The following is a 16,087-nucleotide window of genomic DNA, read 5'->3' on the forward strand; positions in this document are numbered from 1 at the left end:
ATTTTTTTAGTTCTTTGATCGCTACGGCTAGTGGCTAGCGATGATTTTTATGAATACTAATTTAAAATTAGTTGTCTGTTCTTAATGTCGTAAAGTGATAATCAACATCTACAACGGCACGGTAAGCAATTTGTCCACGTGTTTGTGAAAATTCTTGAATAGACACTTTTGAGTCATCAATTTTAATGTTATGTGCTGGTGTTTGAGAAATTACGACTAATTTCTGACGTAACTCAGCATCGCTTAATGTTTTTAAGCTGTCTAAATAATTAAAGCCTGCTTCATATGCTTGTGTTTTATCAGTGAATGCATCAGTGCTGAAGTTTTTGTCTGAGTGAACCACTTGTGAACTTGCAAAAACGCTTGAGCTAATAAGTAATGTTGCCGCTAATGTTGTTAATTTTTTCATTTCGATACCTTTAAATTTTATAGTTTGCTGTTAGGTTGAGTGAATAACATTCTTGTCTTGGCATCGTTGCCTCACTCGATGAAACTATTATCTATTTATTTTGTGTGAGCGTCATCACACTAATTTTCCATTCATTGTGGCGTTTTTGTCACCAATCAATATAGGAAAGGTAAAAAACATATTTGATATGTATATTAACTGGAGGTTTGAACCATGAGGATAACCAAGACTGGATCTAAATAGTTAACTGCTTTTATAAGTGTTTATCATGTTGGTATTGATTACTGCAAACGATGGCGATGACGCTGAAAGTGCCGATTTGTTTATATTAAAAAGGTTTTTATTGAAATTAGAAAAGCGCTAACCAAATTAATGGTTAACATATGGTGGCGTTAACTGTTTGTTGTTAACTGCTTAGTCGTTATGCTCTTTAAGGTTGAACTGCTTAGTGAATAAAAAAGGGCAACCATCAAAGATAGTTGCCCTTTACAATATAGCTAACTGATTTTAAGTTAAATTACGCTTCCATTACCCAAAATTGAGGTTAACTAATACGTTATCTAGTTAGTCGATAAAAGGTTAAATTATTTTTGAGCTAATTTAAATTCATCGATGCGCACTTCTGTTTGCTTAGCGACATCCCCATCCATATCAATTTTTGATAGGTCTGCAATGTGTAGTTTTGCATAAACAGTTACTGACACATTTGCGCCAGAATTAAAGCTAACGAATGTTTGACGGAAGCTATCTCTTACTGCGCCTTTAGGTGCGTTATTAAGCTCTGATGTATGTACTGTTTTAGTGGCTAATGATTGACCTGAAGCACTTGTGACACCAAACACTAATTCTGTTGGTGATTCATCACCTTTTTTGTCGTTGTAATAGAGAGAGAACTCATAATCGGTATTAGGTTGCAGACCGAATACTTCTTGGCTTAACCCTGGTTGAGCAGTAAAGTCATCTGTCGCTTCCATAAAGCGTAAGCGAGATGAACCTTCTTTACCAAATGCGGTATCTTTCGAGCTACCTGCATCGCCTAACCCTTTATTTTTATTTGCCTGTTTTTTCCATACATCGCTTTTGCCACTGTTACTTCTAAACTGAGTCAATTGTGGGTCGATAATTAGATTGCTGCCGGTTGCGACTGCGGTTACAGAGTTTGTTGTTGATGCAACGTTCGATGTTGTATCTGCCGTATTAGCACAACCAGCTAATAAACCTGTAATCACTAATCCTAAATAAATTTTTTTCATTATTTTAATCCCTTACGCATATCTCTATTAATGGAAAAACCACCTTATAGTGATATTGTATTATTTTATGTGATTAATTAAACAATTTGAAAAGGGGACATGTAAATCCATCATAGGATTAGTATTTATGTGAAGTAGATTTTTTAAGCAAAATTTAAAATGAGATCTAGGTCGTTTTTAATTTATATGAGTTCACATCAACTTCTAAATGGATAAGTGCATTAACTAATATAATGCCCTAATGAGATATTTTTTGAATTACAAAATTCAACAAAGTCAGTAACATGCGCAGGGCACGTTGTGCCACAGTGGTAGATGTTGAGTTGTAATGCCAATGTAAGCTCTTGCATTGGAATAAATTGGCACTCATTTAACCCTAAGTATTCTACACAGCTCGGCACAATAGAAATCCCTAAGCCTGCAGAAACCACTGTCATTAAACTACGAATATTGCCGTGGTGGGAGGTGATATTAGGTGAGAAGTCATTCTTTTCACAGTTAGAAACAATATGGTAATGCAGATCCATTGATTCTTCAGGCTTAAATAAAATAAAATTTTCATTTTTTAACTCACTAAAAGTAAGACTCTCTTTATTGGCTAATTGGTGGCTATTAGGTATTGCTGCGACTAAAGAGTCGGTATAAATCTCTGAACAGTAAAACTTTTTCTTTTCTAGCAAAGGCTGTGGTCGTGAAAAGCTAACATCAATTTTATTTTCTAGTAAGGCATTTAATTGTTCTTTAGACGTCATTTCAAGGATGGTTATTTTAACTTCTGGGTACAGGGTCGAAAACTGATTAACTAGTTGAGGAAAAAAAGTGGAACAAGCTGAAGCAAGGTAACCAATTTTAAGACTGTGTTGTTTGTGTTTTGCTGCTTTGATGAGGTTCGTAACACGCGTATTGTTTGCGACTATTTCAATGGCTTCGGGTAGCAGTATTTGGCCCGTTTCGGTCAGACTGACTTCACGTGTATTACGGATAAATAATTTAGCATCCAGCTCTCTTTCTAGATCTGATATTTGACGACTAATATTGGGTTGAACGGTATAAAGCTCTTTGGCTGCGGCAGAAAAATTCTTTAACGCTGCCACCGTAATAAAAGTCTTTAATGTCTTGATTTCCAAAGTGAGTTCCTGCTATTACCAATTTGTATTAATGTTATACGATATCAGTATTTCTCAAGTCGACCAACGCTACGTATATTAATTTGTGTGGTAACTATCAAAGTGCCTCTATATTAAATTCAATCATATTTTGATTGCGTTGGATTACTTACCTTTTGGTTGTTAGGAGTTAAAATGGATATTGATGTCATCGTGGTGCTCGTTTATTTTGTGTTTCTACTTGCGATAGGGTGGATGTTCCGCTCAGCTGCAGATAATACAAGTGAGTACTTTAGAGGAGGCGGCAGAATGTTGTGGTGGATGGTTGGATCTACGGCATTCATGATGGCATTAAGTGCGATGACATTTACAGGTTTGATGGGGAAGGCGTTAAACAGTGGTATGTCGGTTGCGATTGTATTTTTTGCTAATGCATTAGGTTATTTCTGTAACTATTTATTCTTTGCTGCTAAAGCACGTCAAATGCGTGTTATTAGTCCACTCCAAGGCGCAAGAATGCGTTTAGGTAAGTTTAACGAGCAAGTCTTTACCTGGGCAAATATCCCCTTAAGTGTACTTCAAGCGGCTATTTGGCTAAACGGTTTAGCGGTATTTACCAGTGCGGTATTAGGTGTGCCATTAGAGCAAACCATCGTTGGCGCAGGGCTCGTTGTATTATTTATGTCATTGGTTGGCGGGAGTTGGGCGGTTATCGCGTCAGATTTCTTACAGATGGTGATTATCACAGTGATGTCCTTTATCGCTGCTGCGGTAGCGGTTTGGAAATCAGGTGGTGTCGGTAATTTACTTGAAGTCGGCTTACCAGAGCAAGCGTTAATGGGAGATGGATACAGCTATACTTATTTATTCGTCGGTTGGTTTGTTTGTATTTTTGTGAAGCAATTCTTCAGTACCAATAACATGGTCGATTCTTATCGTTATATCAGTGCAAAAGATACCAAAAATGCTAGAAAAGCGGCATTGCTAGCTTGTGGATTAATGATTTTTGGTCCTTTAGTTTGGTTCTTACCTGCTTGGTATGTTGCAGGTAATTACGCCGACGTTACTACATGGGGACTAGATGAGTTAGGCAAAAACGTGGCGGATGCGACTTATTACATCTTTGTAAAACGTGAAATGCCAGTGGGTATGGTTGGTTTGATGTTAGCGGCTATGTTTGCTGCCACCATGTCATCAATGGATTCTGCGTTAAATCGTAATGCTGGGATACTTGTTAAAAGCGTTTATGAACCGTACTTTTGTAAAAACCCAAATGAAAAGAACTTGATGCGTGCGAGCCAATTATTTACTGCTCTGTTCGGTATTATCGTTATTTTCACTGGTTTATTCTTAACCTCTTTACGTGAATTTGGCTTGTTCGATTTAATGATGCTGGTGGGGACATTAGTGGGTTTCCCAATACTTATCCCTTCTATTATGTGTTTCTTTATACGTAAAACGCCAGATTGGGCTGGATGGGGGACTATTCTAGTCGGTATGTGTGTCTCCGGTATTATTGCCTTTGGTATTACACCGGAACTTGTTGAATCTGTTTTAGGGTTAGACACGCCATTATCTACACGTGAATTTGCTGAGATGAAATCAGTAACATTAGGTGTATCAGGTCACATGTTGATTACCTTGCCATTCTTTGTGTTATCACAGTTCTTCTATAAAGGTTTGTCACCTGAACGTACTGCGGAAGTTGATAAATTCTTCTCTAATGTGGATACCGAAGTTGTCGTTGAGGATACAAGCTTCAGCATCACAATGGATAACAAACAACATACGATGTTAGGACGTTTGTTGCTAACGGCAGCGATACCATTACTACTGTTGACGTTAGTACCTAATCCATTATGGGGACGTTTATTGTTTGTGATTGTGGCGGCTATCGTTGCGTTGATTGGTTTCTTATTAGTGAAGTCAGTCAGAGAAGTCCCAGTCGATATAAAAGCTGGAAAGCCTGCGGTTAATTAATATTAATAAAAACAATTTAAATGATGATGACAGTGAGTTATTGGCTCACTGTCTAAGGTTAAAAAATATGTCAGTACAAAAAAAATTTGGTGGTGAGTTAAGCGAAGAGGAATTTCGTAAATTTACACTTTATACAACGCAAAGCGGTAATTTTGAAGACGATAACAGTAGAGCAGCCATTCTTGGTTTTACCAATGAGAGAGTCAGGATTGCACCAGGTGCTATCGTGCGTATCGGTGATAACCAAATAGGTAAAAAATCGTATATTGGTATTTATAGCTACATTAATGGTGACGTTAATATTGGTGAAAATGTATTGATTGGACCACACGCTAGTATCGTTGCTTCAAATCATCTTTATTCGCCAGCTGATGATTGTTTTAGTGGTCGCACAGACCTTGATAAAGGCAAAGTGATTATTGAAGATGGTGTTTGGTTAACCTCTGGTGTGGTGGTCACTCCCGGTGTAACGATTGGTCGATGTAGTTTAGTGTGTGCCAATTCTGTGGTCACAAGTGATGTTGAACCTTATGCGATTGTAGGGGGAACACCTGCCATTGCATTAGGTAAAATTGACCGGGAAACGGGTCAATACAATTGGTTTAAAAAGGAGATCTAATATGTTGAAGTTACAGCGTCATCATGATTTCCAATTATTTTTATCACCAGAGAACAACCAATTAGCATTAACTAATCCGCCAAGCTTTAACTGGCCTCAACCACAAAGTGAATTGTTGTATCGCGTAGAATTACAGTTATGTAATACCGATCAAAAGTGGTCTTGGGATACGGTGCAATCACCGTTACAACTTTCATTTACGTTGCCATTCGGAGAATACCGCTGGCAGTTAACCGACGCTGACGGTGGATGCTCTGAATGGTTTACTTTTATTATTGACCAAAGCGTTGCTGATTATGTTGCGCCAACGGCAAAAGATCTCTTTGCACTTTGTCAGGATCGTCAACAGTTTATGATGTATTTTGATGAGGATATTAACACCGTTAAAGCTGCCTCTGAGAAGGCTTATTCAACGTTAAAAGCGACGTCAATATTAGCTGTGAAGTCTGAGGATATTAGTTACCCATTGCATTACAAACGTGGCGCTGAAGCGGGTAAAAGAACAGCGATCGTTAATGTGCGAGAGTGGCTAGATAGGGATTTAATGGCACTGACATTACTCTATAAAATTTGGCAAGAACAAGACAGTGGTGAGCGTGCAGTTGAATTGTTATTAAGCTTTGCGCAATGGAGTCCAGAAGGACCTGCTACGTTAGTCAGACCATTAACGTGGGGTGATGAAGTGGGGTTGTCTTTAGCCCGTAATTTATTTTTAGCTTATCACTGGTTATCACCCCTTATGAGCGAGCCTGAAAAAAACTTTATTAGGCCCATGCTTATTCGTATTGCTTACCAAATGGAAGAACGTCTGCAAGGAGATGAGTTTCATCAATTTCCAGGACATTCTCATACATCTCGTTTGCCGGGGTATTTAGGCGTTGCAGCGTTAGTGTTGCATAAAGAATTTGATCAATCCGTTTGTGAGCGTTGGCTTAATTATTCGTTGATGGTCTATCGTGGCATCTTTCCTTTTTATGGCGGAGCTGATGGTAGTTGGGCTGAAGGGCCTTTTTATTCATCTTCTTACAGCAAATGGCATCATGCGTTCTTTTTATCGGTTGAGCGATTAAGTGATTTCTCTTTTTATGAGCATCCGTTCTATAAAAATTACTGTGACTTTGCGATGGACTTTGTGGCAACTGATCAAGCAATTCATCCCTTTGGGGATGGTTTTTGGTGTCAACGTGAAAGTGTCGAGTGGCCGGGATTTTTTGCGCAAAACCCATTACGTATTTATGCACAACGTTTTGGTGATCAACAAGCTATCGAAGCTAGCGAAAAACTAGAATCACAAATTGAATGTTACGCCTTACATTTATTAGATGTGGTACCCACCGTTAAACAACTGGCCTTTATTAATAATGAATCAGTCGATGTTAAACAAGAAAGTGCGGCTATAGGTAAATTTTATGGTCATGGTGGGTTTGGCATCGCTAAGTTTGGGCAAACGCATTTATCGTTCCGTGCAAGTCCTTTTGGTAATAGCTCACACCGCCATGCAGACCAAGGTAACTTAGCGTTAATGGATAACGGTTTAGGGGTATTAACGCCCACGGGCAGTTACGGTTATTGCTTTGGCAGTACGCATCATAGTGAGTGGACTCAAACCACACAAGCTCATAACTTACCTTTGATCGGTGGCATAGGGCAGTTGCTTGATGATGAAAGCGCAACTGCGACATTATTGTACCAAAGTGAAGGTAATGGTTGGTATTGCAGTAAAGTCGATTTATCGCTTACTTATCCGAATGTGACGTCTTTTATTCGTACCTTTATTTTATTGGAAGGCAAAGGTTTAGTGATTTGGGACAGCGTGACATTGCCTGAAGCTAACTCATTGCAATGGCGTTTACACAGCCATTTAGAGGCAACGTTAACATCTAATGGAGTACAGCTTCAGTCAGAGCAACTTGATGATGCTTATCAATGCGTTATTGCTAGTGATCAAAACGTCCGAGCAACACTCGAGTTTGGTTACCAAGAAGCTATTCCAGTTTCTGGAGGTATCGAGTCAGATGCGACTACTGACATTTATCATGTTGAATGGGATCTTCCTGCTGCCACGACACATGAGGTCGTGATGAGTTGTTTAAAATCGCCAGTAGAATTACTTTTTGATCAATCAAACACCTTGACGATCACATTGAAAGACGGGCTGCTGGTGGTTGATCCTCTCACTGTAAAGATGAAAAGCTATTAGGTTTTATCAGTCGTTATTCGGGTTGACCGCCATTGCCTGCAAATAGGTTCGTATTAGTTTAATAAGGATAGTTAAAATGCAGATTAAAACATTAAATGTAAGTTATTTAACCGCGATTGTTGCTGCTAGTCTACTGGTTAGCAATATCGTTAGTGCAGATACATTATTAGAACAAAAAGCCTTAAAGACGGAGTTAAGTGCGACATTAAGTGCAGCTAAGGATCCTTCTGAAAATTTTAATTTGTGGTCTTTTATGATTAATATTCCAGAGCCTGATCATAAACCAGAGCGCAAAGGGAAAGTACTTGAAGTAAATGAAAAAGTACTTAATGCCGGCTATACACACCCAACGTGGTTTTTTACTGATCCTCAGACAGGGGCAATGGTTTTTCGTGCACCGAATAAAGCGATAACAACGCCAAACAGCAGTAATGTACGTAGTGAATTACATACTATGCTACGTCGCGGTGATTTGCGTATTAATGAAAAACAGCCTAAAAATAACTTTGTACTCACTAATCATCCAGATCCTAATAAATACGGAGCAGTGGGTGGACAGCTATCTGCTACATTAGCCGTTGATTGGGTCAGTACCAGTGGTGATGATAAAAAATTCCCTGCTTATTCAGTGGTTATCGGGCAGATTCATGGTTTAGGTAAAACTGAGCCGTTGAAGATTTTTTATCGTAAATTACCAAATCATGATCACGGGTCATTATTTTGGAATTATGAAATACGTCCTGCCGACCAAAATCAACGCTACGATATTCCAAACGATGTTTGGGGAAATCATCAATTAACTAAAGCATCAAAAGATCCTGCTGATGGTATCGAATTAGGTGAAATTATCTCTTACGTTATTAATGTTGAAAATACGATGATGACGTTAACGTTTACCAAAGCATTAGGCACTGCGCATGAAGAAACAAAAGTGTTTAAGCATGATTTAGGGAAAGGTTTAGCCGGGCATCCTTTAGACCGTGGTTATTGGGATGATGCATTACACCTAAAAGCTGGCGCCTATAATCAATGTAATATGAGTACTGAAAACCCTATTTGGGGGCCTGGATGTAGCAATGACGGCATTGAAGCAGGAGATTATGCACAGGTGAGTTTTTATCGCTTAGATTTACAGCAGTAAAATTAATGTAACTATATGAAGTATTTAGTATGAAGCATTTAGGATGAACCATTCAGGTGAAATAAGTGAGATAAAAAGCTGATTAAATAAGTAAATAAGTAAATAAGTAAGTGGTCTCGATTATTGCATCGATAGCCACTTACTTTTTTGGTGAGTTTAATCAGCGCTTGGCCATTAATTAAACCTAAACCTACATTTTAATAACTAATAACGGGGTTGGTGCTAAACAGGTAGCCATCGAAATCAGGGTGGTCGATATCAGATAAGCTAAATAATGTTTGTTTTACATTTTCTAAATGTTGCCACATCGCATCACGCGCACCAGCTGCATCTCTGCGTTGTAGACTCGCTAAAATCTTTTCATGATCTTTCAACCACACTTTACGGTAATCTTCATTGTTAATGTGTAAATGCAGTTGTCGCCACATCGGGCTATTGTTTCTTTGTACCCACAGGTCGTGAACCATACCACTCAGCACGCTGTTTTGTGTCGCATCGGCAATCGCCATGTGAAACATTTCATCACCGTCATAGTCTTTACTATTGTTCTCTAAATTTAGACGTTCCATTTCAAGTGCTTGGCGGAGTTTATCTATATCATTTTTGGTTATTTGTGTCGCAGCAAACTCGGCGATACGGCTTTCAAGAAGTTGTCGTGCTTGTAGAGACTCAAAAGGTCCAACATCGTTGTCTTCATTTTTAATGTCACTCGTTTGCTGTCCTTGTGAATTAATTTCGTCAGTGGGAATATGAGTCACATAAACACCAGAGCCTTTACGTACATTTACTATTTCTTGAAGCTCCAACATAATTAAAGCTTCACGCACAACAGCTCTACTTACATTCATTATATGTGCTATTTCACGTTCGGGTGGAAGCTTTTGACCGATCGAAAACTCTCCACTTGAGATTCTTTTTTTTAATGCGATTCCAATTTCTTGGTAAAGGCGCTTTGGCGAATTCATTGTTTACAAAACCTTTTAAATTTCTTGGTAGTGAGCTTACCTAGCTTGGTTTGTACTTTTATATAAACCTTAAGTACAGAAAATAGATATACAAGCTAAGTGCATTTTTATAAGTTTGTATTTTGATTCTTACCTGCCAGTCATACTGGCTTAAGTATTATCAGTTTTTATTATTATTTTGATTTAATACTTAATGACCATTTCAAAGCTAACTTATAGATATTAAAAGGTAATTTAAATATTGGTTTAACATTATAAATACGTAAAATTTTATCAAGTTAGCTGACTAACTCACTATTTACATGTCACATTTATTTCCCTCATTATACCCTAATCATGCCTACTTAATGATGTTGCTATTGAAGAGGATGATTTGCTTTCATTAAGTATATTGTAAGTTTAATAAAGGTAATGATGTCAAACATATCATTAGCAATCTGTTATAGCCGACATCTTATCTTGTTATTTTATAAGCCGATGACACACTTTTATTATGTTGAGAATAAAGTTAAATATCATTAATCACTTTTCAAATAAATTATCTAGTATATTCAGTTTTTTTGATAGTTTGTAAAAACGTACTTGATCACAAAAATCTAACAATTGGTCTACCAATTACTTGTTTCTATCAATTCTCTATTACCAAATAAAAAATAAATTGTTTATTATCAATGGCTTGTGGTTTTGCCTTGTTTGGTGTCGCATAATTGATCTAGAAAATACTTCGATCAATTAACTGTGATCTTTATCCTTTGGTCCTACCAAAATAAACTCTATACTCGTTTTGTTTTGTAAAATAGCTGTTTGAAAAATGTTAATTTTACTTTAAAGAGCTGGCTTAAATATTATTAAGTCTACAGTAATTTATTAATGGAAAGCGTAATTAGCCTGTAATAAGTAGCAGTAATATTAACTGCTTACACATATTTATTATGTTGTGTATTTAAAGTTTATTTTGTACTACTTAATACTTTCAATATGAAAAAACGAACAAGGAAAAGTTATGTTATTTGGTCAAAAATTTAAAAAAGTCATGAAGACAACGGTAGCAGGTGCAACATTTGCTGCATTAGCGATATCAACAACATCAGTTAACGCGGAAACACTTCGTGGTGCGAGTATGTTCGATGGTAATCATACATTTACTAAAACAATGGTTAAATTTGGTGAGCTAGTTGAGCAATATTACGATGGTGATGTTGAATTTGATTTACGTTTAAATGGTGAGTTAGGTGTTGAAAAAGATTACGTTACTTTTTTAAACCAAGGCGTAGCGATCGATTATACGATCTTAGCACCTTCTAACATGGCAAGATTTGCACCTTCAATTCCATTAATGGATATGCCTTTCCTATTTCGTGATTTAGACCATTGGAATACAGTACTTTCAAGTGACACATTAGCACCACTTGAAAAAGAACTTTCTGACAAAGCTGATATTGTCATTGTAGGTTATGCGGGTGGCGGTACTCGTAATCTTATTTCAAGTAAACGCATTAGTAATATGGATGAGTTAGCTGGGCACAAAATGCGCGTAATGGGGGCTCCTATCCAAGCGCAAATTTTTGCTGCTATCGGCGCAGCGCCTTCTGCTATTTCTTACAATGAAGTGTACAACGCAATACAAACGGGTGTAGTTAGCGGATTAGAAAATGAAGCGGCTAGTATCCAGAATCTGAAATTTTATGAAGTGGCACCAAACGTAACGTTAACAAGTCACACTATTACAGTACGTCCTATTGTATTCAGTGGTAAAAGCTTCCGTAAACTCCCTGAAAAACTTCAAGCGGCCATTAAAAAAGCAGGTAAAGAAGCCGGTGATTTTGGTCGTGAGTTAGAAACGCGTGAAGATGGCATTAAGTTGAAACAAATGGCTGATGCTGGACAAATTCAAGTTGCTGAGTTTGCTAATCGTGACCAGTTATTAACGATAGTTAAACCTGTTCAAGATAAGTTTGCTGCAAGTATTAATGCAACTGAATTACTTGAAGCTATCCGTAGTAAATAATAATAACGTTAGTAACCCTTACCTTGGTCATTGCTACGTTGGTAATAGCTATCTTGGTAACCGTTACCTTGGTAAGAATGATTTTATTAAAGTAGTTAATGACTCACTTTTTAATTAAATGGTGTTGAATTAAAAGCCATCTAACTAAACTGTTAACACTTTAATAAGCAATAACGCTAGGTGATCTAACTAGATCACCTAGCGATCTCCCCCTTATAAACGAATTTCTTTTTTGAGGTTACCCATGATTAAACGCAGCTTAGAGTTGCTTTGCACGGTACTAAAAGTAACTCTAACAATATTAGTGGGTGCTTTGGTCATCCCCGTTGCAATGCAGGTTATTGCTCGATACACAGGTATCATTCCTGTTTATCTTTGGACTGAAGAATTAGCTACCTTTATTTTTGTATGGGTTGTGATGATTGGTTCAGTGTTAGCCGTTTGGGATAACACACATTTTGATGTTCAAGTATTACCTGACAGTTCAAATCCATTCATTTTGTTAATTCAACGTTCTATTGTGTACTTATTAGTGGGCGGGTTTGGTGCCATGTTTACTTGGTATGGTATCGATTATGCAAAATTTGGTGGTATCCAACATTCAGTCATGATGAACGCAAACTTATTAATCACCCATATCACCGTGCCATTCGCAGGACTATTGTGGTGTGTTTTTTCTCTATTTAAATTTGCAGAAGCATTTCAAATATACAAATCAAGCAAAGGGATAACGCAATGATTCTTACTACTGGAGTAGCCTGTGCGTTACTCGTTGGCTGCTTTCTTTTATTAGTTATATTGCGTGTGCCGATTGCATTTGCATTAGGGCTTGCAACACTACCCGTCGTATTTTTAGATATTAGGCTTACCCCTTTCATTATTATCGATAGAATGTTTCAGTCGTATAACTCATTTATTTTACTGGCCGTTCCTTTCTTTTTATTAGCTGCCAATTTAATGAACTCCGGAAAAATAACCGATAAATTAATAGATTTAGCGAGGGTATTAACCGGTTGGATGCCGGGTGGCTTAGGGCATGTAAATGTCGCTGTTTCTATGTTGTTTGCCGGTATTTCTGGTTCATCAACGGCTGATGCTGCTGGCTGCGGGAAAATCTTAATCCCTGCCATGATTAATGAAGGTTATGACAGACGTTTTGCTATTGCTATTACTGCTTGTTCATCGGTAATGGGCGTAATAATACCGCCTAGTATCTTGATGATAGTATGGGGGGGCGTTATGCAAGTCTCCGTTGGTGCATTGTTTTTAGCGGGTGCAATCCCAGGGCTATTAATTGGTTTCTCATTAATGGCGACGGTTTACGGTTATGCAAAAGTGTATAACTACCCAATCACTGTAAAACCTACTTTTAAAATGGCTTTTAAAGCATTTAAAGGGGCTGCATTGGCGATGTTAACACCGGTCTTTGTTATTTACGGCATTGTGGCTGGTATTGTAACACCAACTGAAAGTGCAATTATTGCAGCAGGTTACTCATTATTCTTAGGCATGGTTGTTTACAAAACAGTGAAGCCACGTGATGTGGGTCCTATCCTTTATGATACTGGTCGATTTGCATCAATCTCATTATTTGCAATAGGTACCGCATCAGTATTTGGATGGTTATTAGCTTATTACAATGTGCCACGTTTAATCATTGAATTCATGGTGAGCATGGAGTTTGGCACATTAGGTACATTGTTAGTTATTGCATTTTTGTTCTTATTCTTTGGATTATTTATTGATGCAATTCCAACGATTATTATATTAGGTACGGTACTTTTACCAGTGGCAACCGCTGCGGATATTTCGCCTATTATCTTTGCTATTATTGGTATTATTTCCCTCGCATTTGGATTGGTCACTCCCCCCTATGGTTTATGCTTACTAATTTCAGCATCGATTGGAGGAATGAATGTCATTCAAGTATTAAGAGAAGTGTGCATTATTCTGCTACCTATGCTGCTCATTTTATTCTTAATTATTATGTTCCCAGAAATAGCGCTATGGCTTCCTAAGCAATTGATGCCAACGGCGGTAAGCTAATATAAATGAGCGTAACCTATGCCTAAAAGACTAAGCTTAAAAATGGGTGAAAGGCTGGTTAGATAAAAAGGTTAGAAAAAAGGTTAGCAAAATAGATTAGATAAAAGTTTAATATAAAGCACCTTACTGTCTTAGTAATCCATATCAGAGACCTGACAGTAAGGCTGCTTTTACTTCTTCAATCGTTACTAAACATCAGTAACGTTCTGCACTGTGAGTCATGAGTCATCTTGAAATCATTATTTTTGAAAAATCTTCAATACAAACCACCAACGTAAACTCCTAGAAGCTCACACTGCAAACCATCATCTTGATTAAAGAGGTTTGATACCGCAGCCTTTTAAAGTAACTTGTGTAAGTAGTTTAATCCCTTTTTCAAAGTCATCTTCATCTAAGTGTTCTTTGCCCATCAAAATACTAATTTGTAATCCGTGATCGGCATAGGCTTGCGTAGTAGACCAAAGCATAAACAGTAAATGCTCAGAGTTAATAGGATCCATCCATTCTTTTTCGACCCAAGCATCAAATACCTGACAAGTTTGGTCAAATTGATCTTTTAACTCTTCCTGCAAAGAATCGCGTAGGTAATGCGCGCCGTGTAATACCTCTGCTGCAAAGATGCGCGAAGCGTTTGGATGTTCTTTTGATTGGCGTATTTTATTAGAAATGTATTTCGGTAAGGCTTCATTAGGGTGAGAGTCAGCGCTCATTTCATTCATGTGATTCATCCACAACGTTAATAGTTGGTTGATCACCGCTTTATATAAGCCTTCTTTGGTTTTAAAGTAATAAAGAATATTCGCTTTTGGTAATCCAACGGCTTCTGCAATCGCAGCAACAGTGGTACCTCTATAACCTCGTTCAGCAAAAACCTGTTCTGCTGACGTTAAAATTTGATGTAAGTTATCTTTGCGTATATCAGCTAATGAACCACGTGATTTAATATTTTTTTTTATTACTTTTTTCATAAATTAATAATGCTCTACAGGTGAGGTACAGGGCTAATAAAGTGATAAAAAGGTGAGGGCTGTCATGAGTTCAAGCCCTCTAATAATCAGTTGATACAGCTCAGGATCTATTGAGACTGAGCTTAAATAAATGATTAAAGTATTATTAGATGGCTCTAATTATTTTAACTTACCATCAACACCTTCTACATAGTAATCCATGCGTAATAAGTCAGCATCTTTCATTACTTCACCTGCAGGTAAAATGACTTCACCAGCTTGGTTTTTAAGTGGACCTGTAAACGGGTGGAATGTTCCATCAACAATTTGGTTTGATAGTGCAGTCACTTTCGCAACAACATCTTTTGGCACAGATTCGTTGAAAGGTGCTAACTGAGTCATACCAGACGCAATACCTTTCCATACATCTTCAGATTTCCAAGTGCCATCTAAAACAGATTGAACACGTTGCTCGTAAAAACCATTCCAGTTATGAACAGCTGCTGTTAATTGTGCTTTTGGTCCGTATTCGCTCATGTCTGAGTGGTAAGCAATCGCATAAACACCTGCATCTTCAGCGGCTTGTACTGCTGCTGGAGAATCCGTATGGAATGTAATAACATCTGATTTTTGATCGATTAAGCTATTCGCTGCTTCACGTTCTTTTGCTGGATCAAACCATGTATTTACCCAAACAACTTTCACTTTAATATCAGGGTTAACCGATTGAGCGCCTAATGTGAATGCATTGATCCCACGTACAACTTCTGGAATTGGGAATGCACCGATGTAACCAATCACATTAGTTTTAGACATGTAACCAGCAACAACACCGGTTAGGTATCTTGCTTCATAAATACGGTCAAAATAAGTCCCTACATTCTTCGCGCGTTTATAACCTGTTGCATGTTCAAACTTAACATCAGGAAAACGCTTTGCTACTTTTAATGTTGGGTTCATGTAACCAAATGAAGTCGTAAATATCAGTTTATGTCCACTTTGTGCTAATTGAGTGATGACGCGCTCAGCATCAGGTCCTTCTGCTACATTTTCGATAAAAGTTGTTTTAATTTTATCACCAAATACTTTTTCTAAGTTAAGTCTTGCTTGATCATGCGTATAAGTCCAACCAGCTTCACCTGTTGAACTAACATAAACAAAACCTACTTTTAATGGCTCTTCTGCTGCATGGCTTAATGCAGAAAAACCTAAAGTAAGTGTTAAACACAACATTTTGAAAATATTTTTCATCTTCCTTTCTCCAATATTTTGACTTTTGTTTTGTATTAAAAGTTGTTTAGGGACTGCTTATCTCTGAAATTTTTGTTGTTAAGTATGACTTCTTATATTCAACAACACAGAGTTTATAGCAGTGTGTTTATTTTATAGTATTACGGTTACAAAGTATCACTG

Annotated in this window: 13 protein-coding genes; 7 read left to right on the forward strand and 6 right to left on the reverse strand. The window is 37.5% G+C overall.

The window, feature by feature from the left end; all coding sequences use genetic code 11:
- Positions 1 to 67: 67 nt before the first annotated feature.
- From Q0794_RS13340 to Q0794_RS13350, 3 genes are all read right to left on the reverse strand, one after another.
- A complete protein-coding gene (locus tag Q0794_RS13340; protein ID WP_298942700.1) occupies positions 68 to 409 on the reverse strand; it encodes a DUF3316 domain-containing protein in 342 nt (113 codons plus the stop codon).
- Positions 410 to 993: 584 nt separating this feature from the next.
- Complete coding sequence (locus tag Q0794_RS13345; RefSeq protein ID WP_298942702.1) at positions 994 to 1,662, reverse strand: hypothetical protein; 669 nt, start codon at positions 1,660 to 1,662, stop codon at positions 994 to 996.
- A 221-nt stretch (positions 1,663 to 1,883) separates the two neighbouring features.
- A complete protein-coding gene (locus Q0794_RS13350; protein WP_298942704.1) occupies positions 1,884 to 2,789 on the reverse strand; it encodes a LysR substrate-binding domain-containing protein in 906 nt (301 codons plus the stop codon).
- Positions 2,790 to 2,963: 174 nt separating this feature from the next.
- Here Q0794_RS13350 and Q0794_RS13355 point away from each other — a divergent pair, with 174 nt between their 5' ends.
- The 4 genes from Q0794_RS13355 (at position 2,964) to Q0794_RS13370 (ending at position 8,708) form a co-directional block, all read left to right on the forward strand.
- Positions 2,964 to 4,748: a transporter gene (locus Q0794_RS13355; protein WP_298942706.1), complete on the forward strand. Its 1,785-nt coding sequence runs from the start codon at positions 2,964 to 2,966 to the stop codon at positions 4,746 to 4,748.
- 67 nt (positions 4,749 to 4,815) lie between these two features.
- Complete coding sequence (locus tag Q0794_RS13360; RefSeq protein WP_298942708.1) at positions 4,816 to 5,367, forward strand: acyltransferase; 552 nt, start codon at positions 4,816 to 4,818, stop codon at positions 5,365 to 5,367.
- Position 5,368: 1 nt separating this feature from the next.
- Positions 5,369 to 7,567: a heparinase II/III family protein gene (locus Q0794_RS13365; RefSeq protein ID WP_298942709.1), complete on the forward strand. Its 2,199-nt coding sequence runs from the start codon at positions 5,369 to 5,371 to the stop codon at positions 7,565 to 7,567.
- 76 nt (positions 7,568 to 7,643) lie between these two features.
- Positions 7,644 to 8,708 (forward strand): polysaccharide lyase family 7 protein, encoded by a 1,065-nt coding sequence (locus Q0794_RS13370; RefSeq protein ID WP_298942711.1) that lies wholly within the window; start codon positions 7,644 to 7,646, stop codon positions 8,706 to 8,708.
- Between the two features lie 197 nt (positions 8,709 to 8,905).
- On the opposite strand, the gene Q0794_RS13375 is transcribed toward Q0794_RS13370, so the two are convergent.
- Complete coding sequence (locus tag Q0794_RS13375) at positions 8,906 to 9,673, reverse strand: FCD domain-containing protein (RefSeq protein ID WP_298942712.1); 768 nt, start codon at positions 9,671 to 9,673, stop codon at positions 8,906 to 8,908.
- A gap of 1,003 nt (positions 9,674 to 10,676) precedes the next feature.
- On the opposite strand from Q0794_RS13375, the gene Q0794_RS13380 reads away from it, so the two are divergent.
- The 3 genes from Q0794_RS13380 to Q0794_RS13390 all read left to right on the forward strand — a co-directional run bounded on the left by Q0794_RS13380 (position 10,677) and on the right by Q0794_RS13390 (position 13,727).
- On the forward strand, positions 10,677 to 11,681 hold the full coding sequence (locus Q0794_RS13380) for a TRAP transporter substrate-binding protein (protein WP_298942714.1): 1,005 nt from the start codon (positions 10,677 to 10,679) through the stop codon (positions 11,679 to 11,681).
- Positions 11,682 to 11,925: 244 nt separating this feature from the next.
- On the forward strand, positions 11,926 to 12,420 hold the full coding sequence (locus Q0794_RS13385) for a TRAP transporter small permease subunit (RefSeq protein ID WP_298942716.1): 495 nt from the start codon (positions 11,926 to 11,928) through the stop codon (positions 12,418 to 12,420).
- The gene (locus tag Q0794_RS13390) at positions 12,417 to 13,727 is read left to right on the forward strand and encodes a TRAP transporter large permease (RefSeq protein WP_298942718.1); all 1,311 of its coding nucleotides are present in this window, start codon (positions 12,417 to 12,419) and stop codon (positions 13,725 to 13,727) included. Before Q0794_RS13385 ends, Q0794_RS13390 begins: the two co-directional genes overlap by 4 nt.
- A 314-nt stretch (positions 13,728 to 14,041) precedes the next feature.
- On the opposite strand, the gene Q0794_RS13395 is transcribed toward Q0794_RS13390, so the two are convergent.
- Both Q0794_RS13395 and Q0794_RS13400 read right to left on the reverse strand, forming a co-directional pair.
- The gene (locus Q0794_RS13395) at positions 14,042 to 14,695 is read right to left on the reverse strand and encodes a TetR/AcrR family transcriptional regulator (RefSeq protein ID WP_298942720.1); all 654 of its coding nucleotides are present in this window, start codon (positions 14,693 to 14,695) and stop codon (positions 14,042 to 14,044) included.
- Positions 14,696 to 14,854: 159 nt separating this feature from the next.
- Positions 14,855 to 15,925, reverse strand: coding sequence for a BMP family ABC transporter substrate-binding protein (locus tag Q0794_RS13400; protein ID WP_298942721.1), 1,071 nt, complete (start codon positions 15,923 to 15,925; stop codon positions 14,855 to 14,857).
- Between the last annotated feature and the right edge of the window lie 162 nt (positions 15,926 to 16,087).

The sequence above is a fragment of the uncultured Psychromonas sp. genome (assembly GCF_947489755.1).
Lineage (GTDB): Bacteria > Pseudomonadota > Gammaproteobacteria > Enterobacterales > Psychromonadaceae > Psychromonas.

Bases quoted from the DNA above. Each gene is read 5' to 3' on its own strand.
- Q0794_RS13370 (WP_298942711.1), top strand. From the start codon at position 7,644: ATGCAGATTAAAACATTAAATGTAAGTTATTTAACCGCGATTGTTGCT.
- Q0794_RS13365 (WP_298942709.1), top strand. From the start codon at position 5,369: ATGTTGAAGTTACAGCGTCATCATGATTTCCAATTATTTTTATCACCA.
- Q0794_RS13395 (WP_298942720.1), bottom strand. From the start codon at position 14,695: ATGAAAAAAGTAATAAAAAAAAATATTAAATCACGTGGTTCATTAGCT.
- Q0794_RS13390 (WP_298942718.1), top strand. From the start codon at position 12,417: ATGATTCTTACTACTGGAGTAGCCTGTGCGTTACTCGTTGGCTGCTTT.
- Q0794_RS13375 (WP_298942712.1), bottom strand. From the start codon at position 9,673: ATGAATTCGCCAAAGCGCCTTTACCAAGAAATTGGAATCGCATTAAAA.
- Q0794_RS13345 (WP_298942702.1), bottom strand. From the start codon at position 1,662: ATGAAAAAAATTTATTTAGGATTAGTGATTACAGGTTTATTAGCTGGT.
- Q0794_RS13380 (WP_298942714.1), top strand. From the start codon at position 10,677: ATGTTATTTGGTCAAAAATTTAAAAAAGTCATGAAGACAACGGTAGCA.
- Q0794_RS13385 (WP_298942716.1), top strand. From the start codon at position 11,926: ATGATTAAACGCAGCTTAGAGTTGCTTTGCACGGTACTAAAAGTAACT.
- Q0794_RS13360 (WP_298942708.1), top strand. From the start codon at position 4,816: ATGTCAGTACAAAAAAAATTTGGTGGTGAGTTAAGCGAAGAGGAATTT.
- Q0794_RS13340 (WP_298942700.1), bottom strand. From the start codon at position 409: ATGAAAAAATTAACAACATTAGCGGCAACATTACTTATTAGCTCAAGC.
- Q0794_RS13400 (WP_298942721.1), bottom strand. From the start codon at position 15,925: ATGAAAAATATTTTCAAAATGTTGTGTTTAACACTTACTTTAGGTTTT.
- Q0794_RS13355 (WP_298942706.1), top strand. From the start codon at position 2,964: ATGGATATTGATGTCATCGTGGTGCTCGTTTATTTTGTGTTTCTACTT.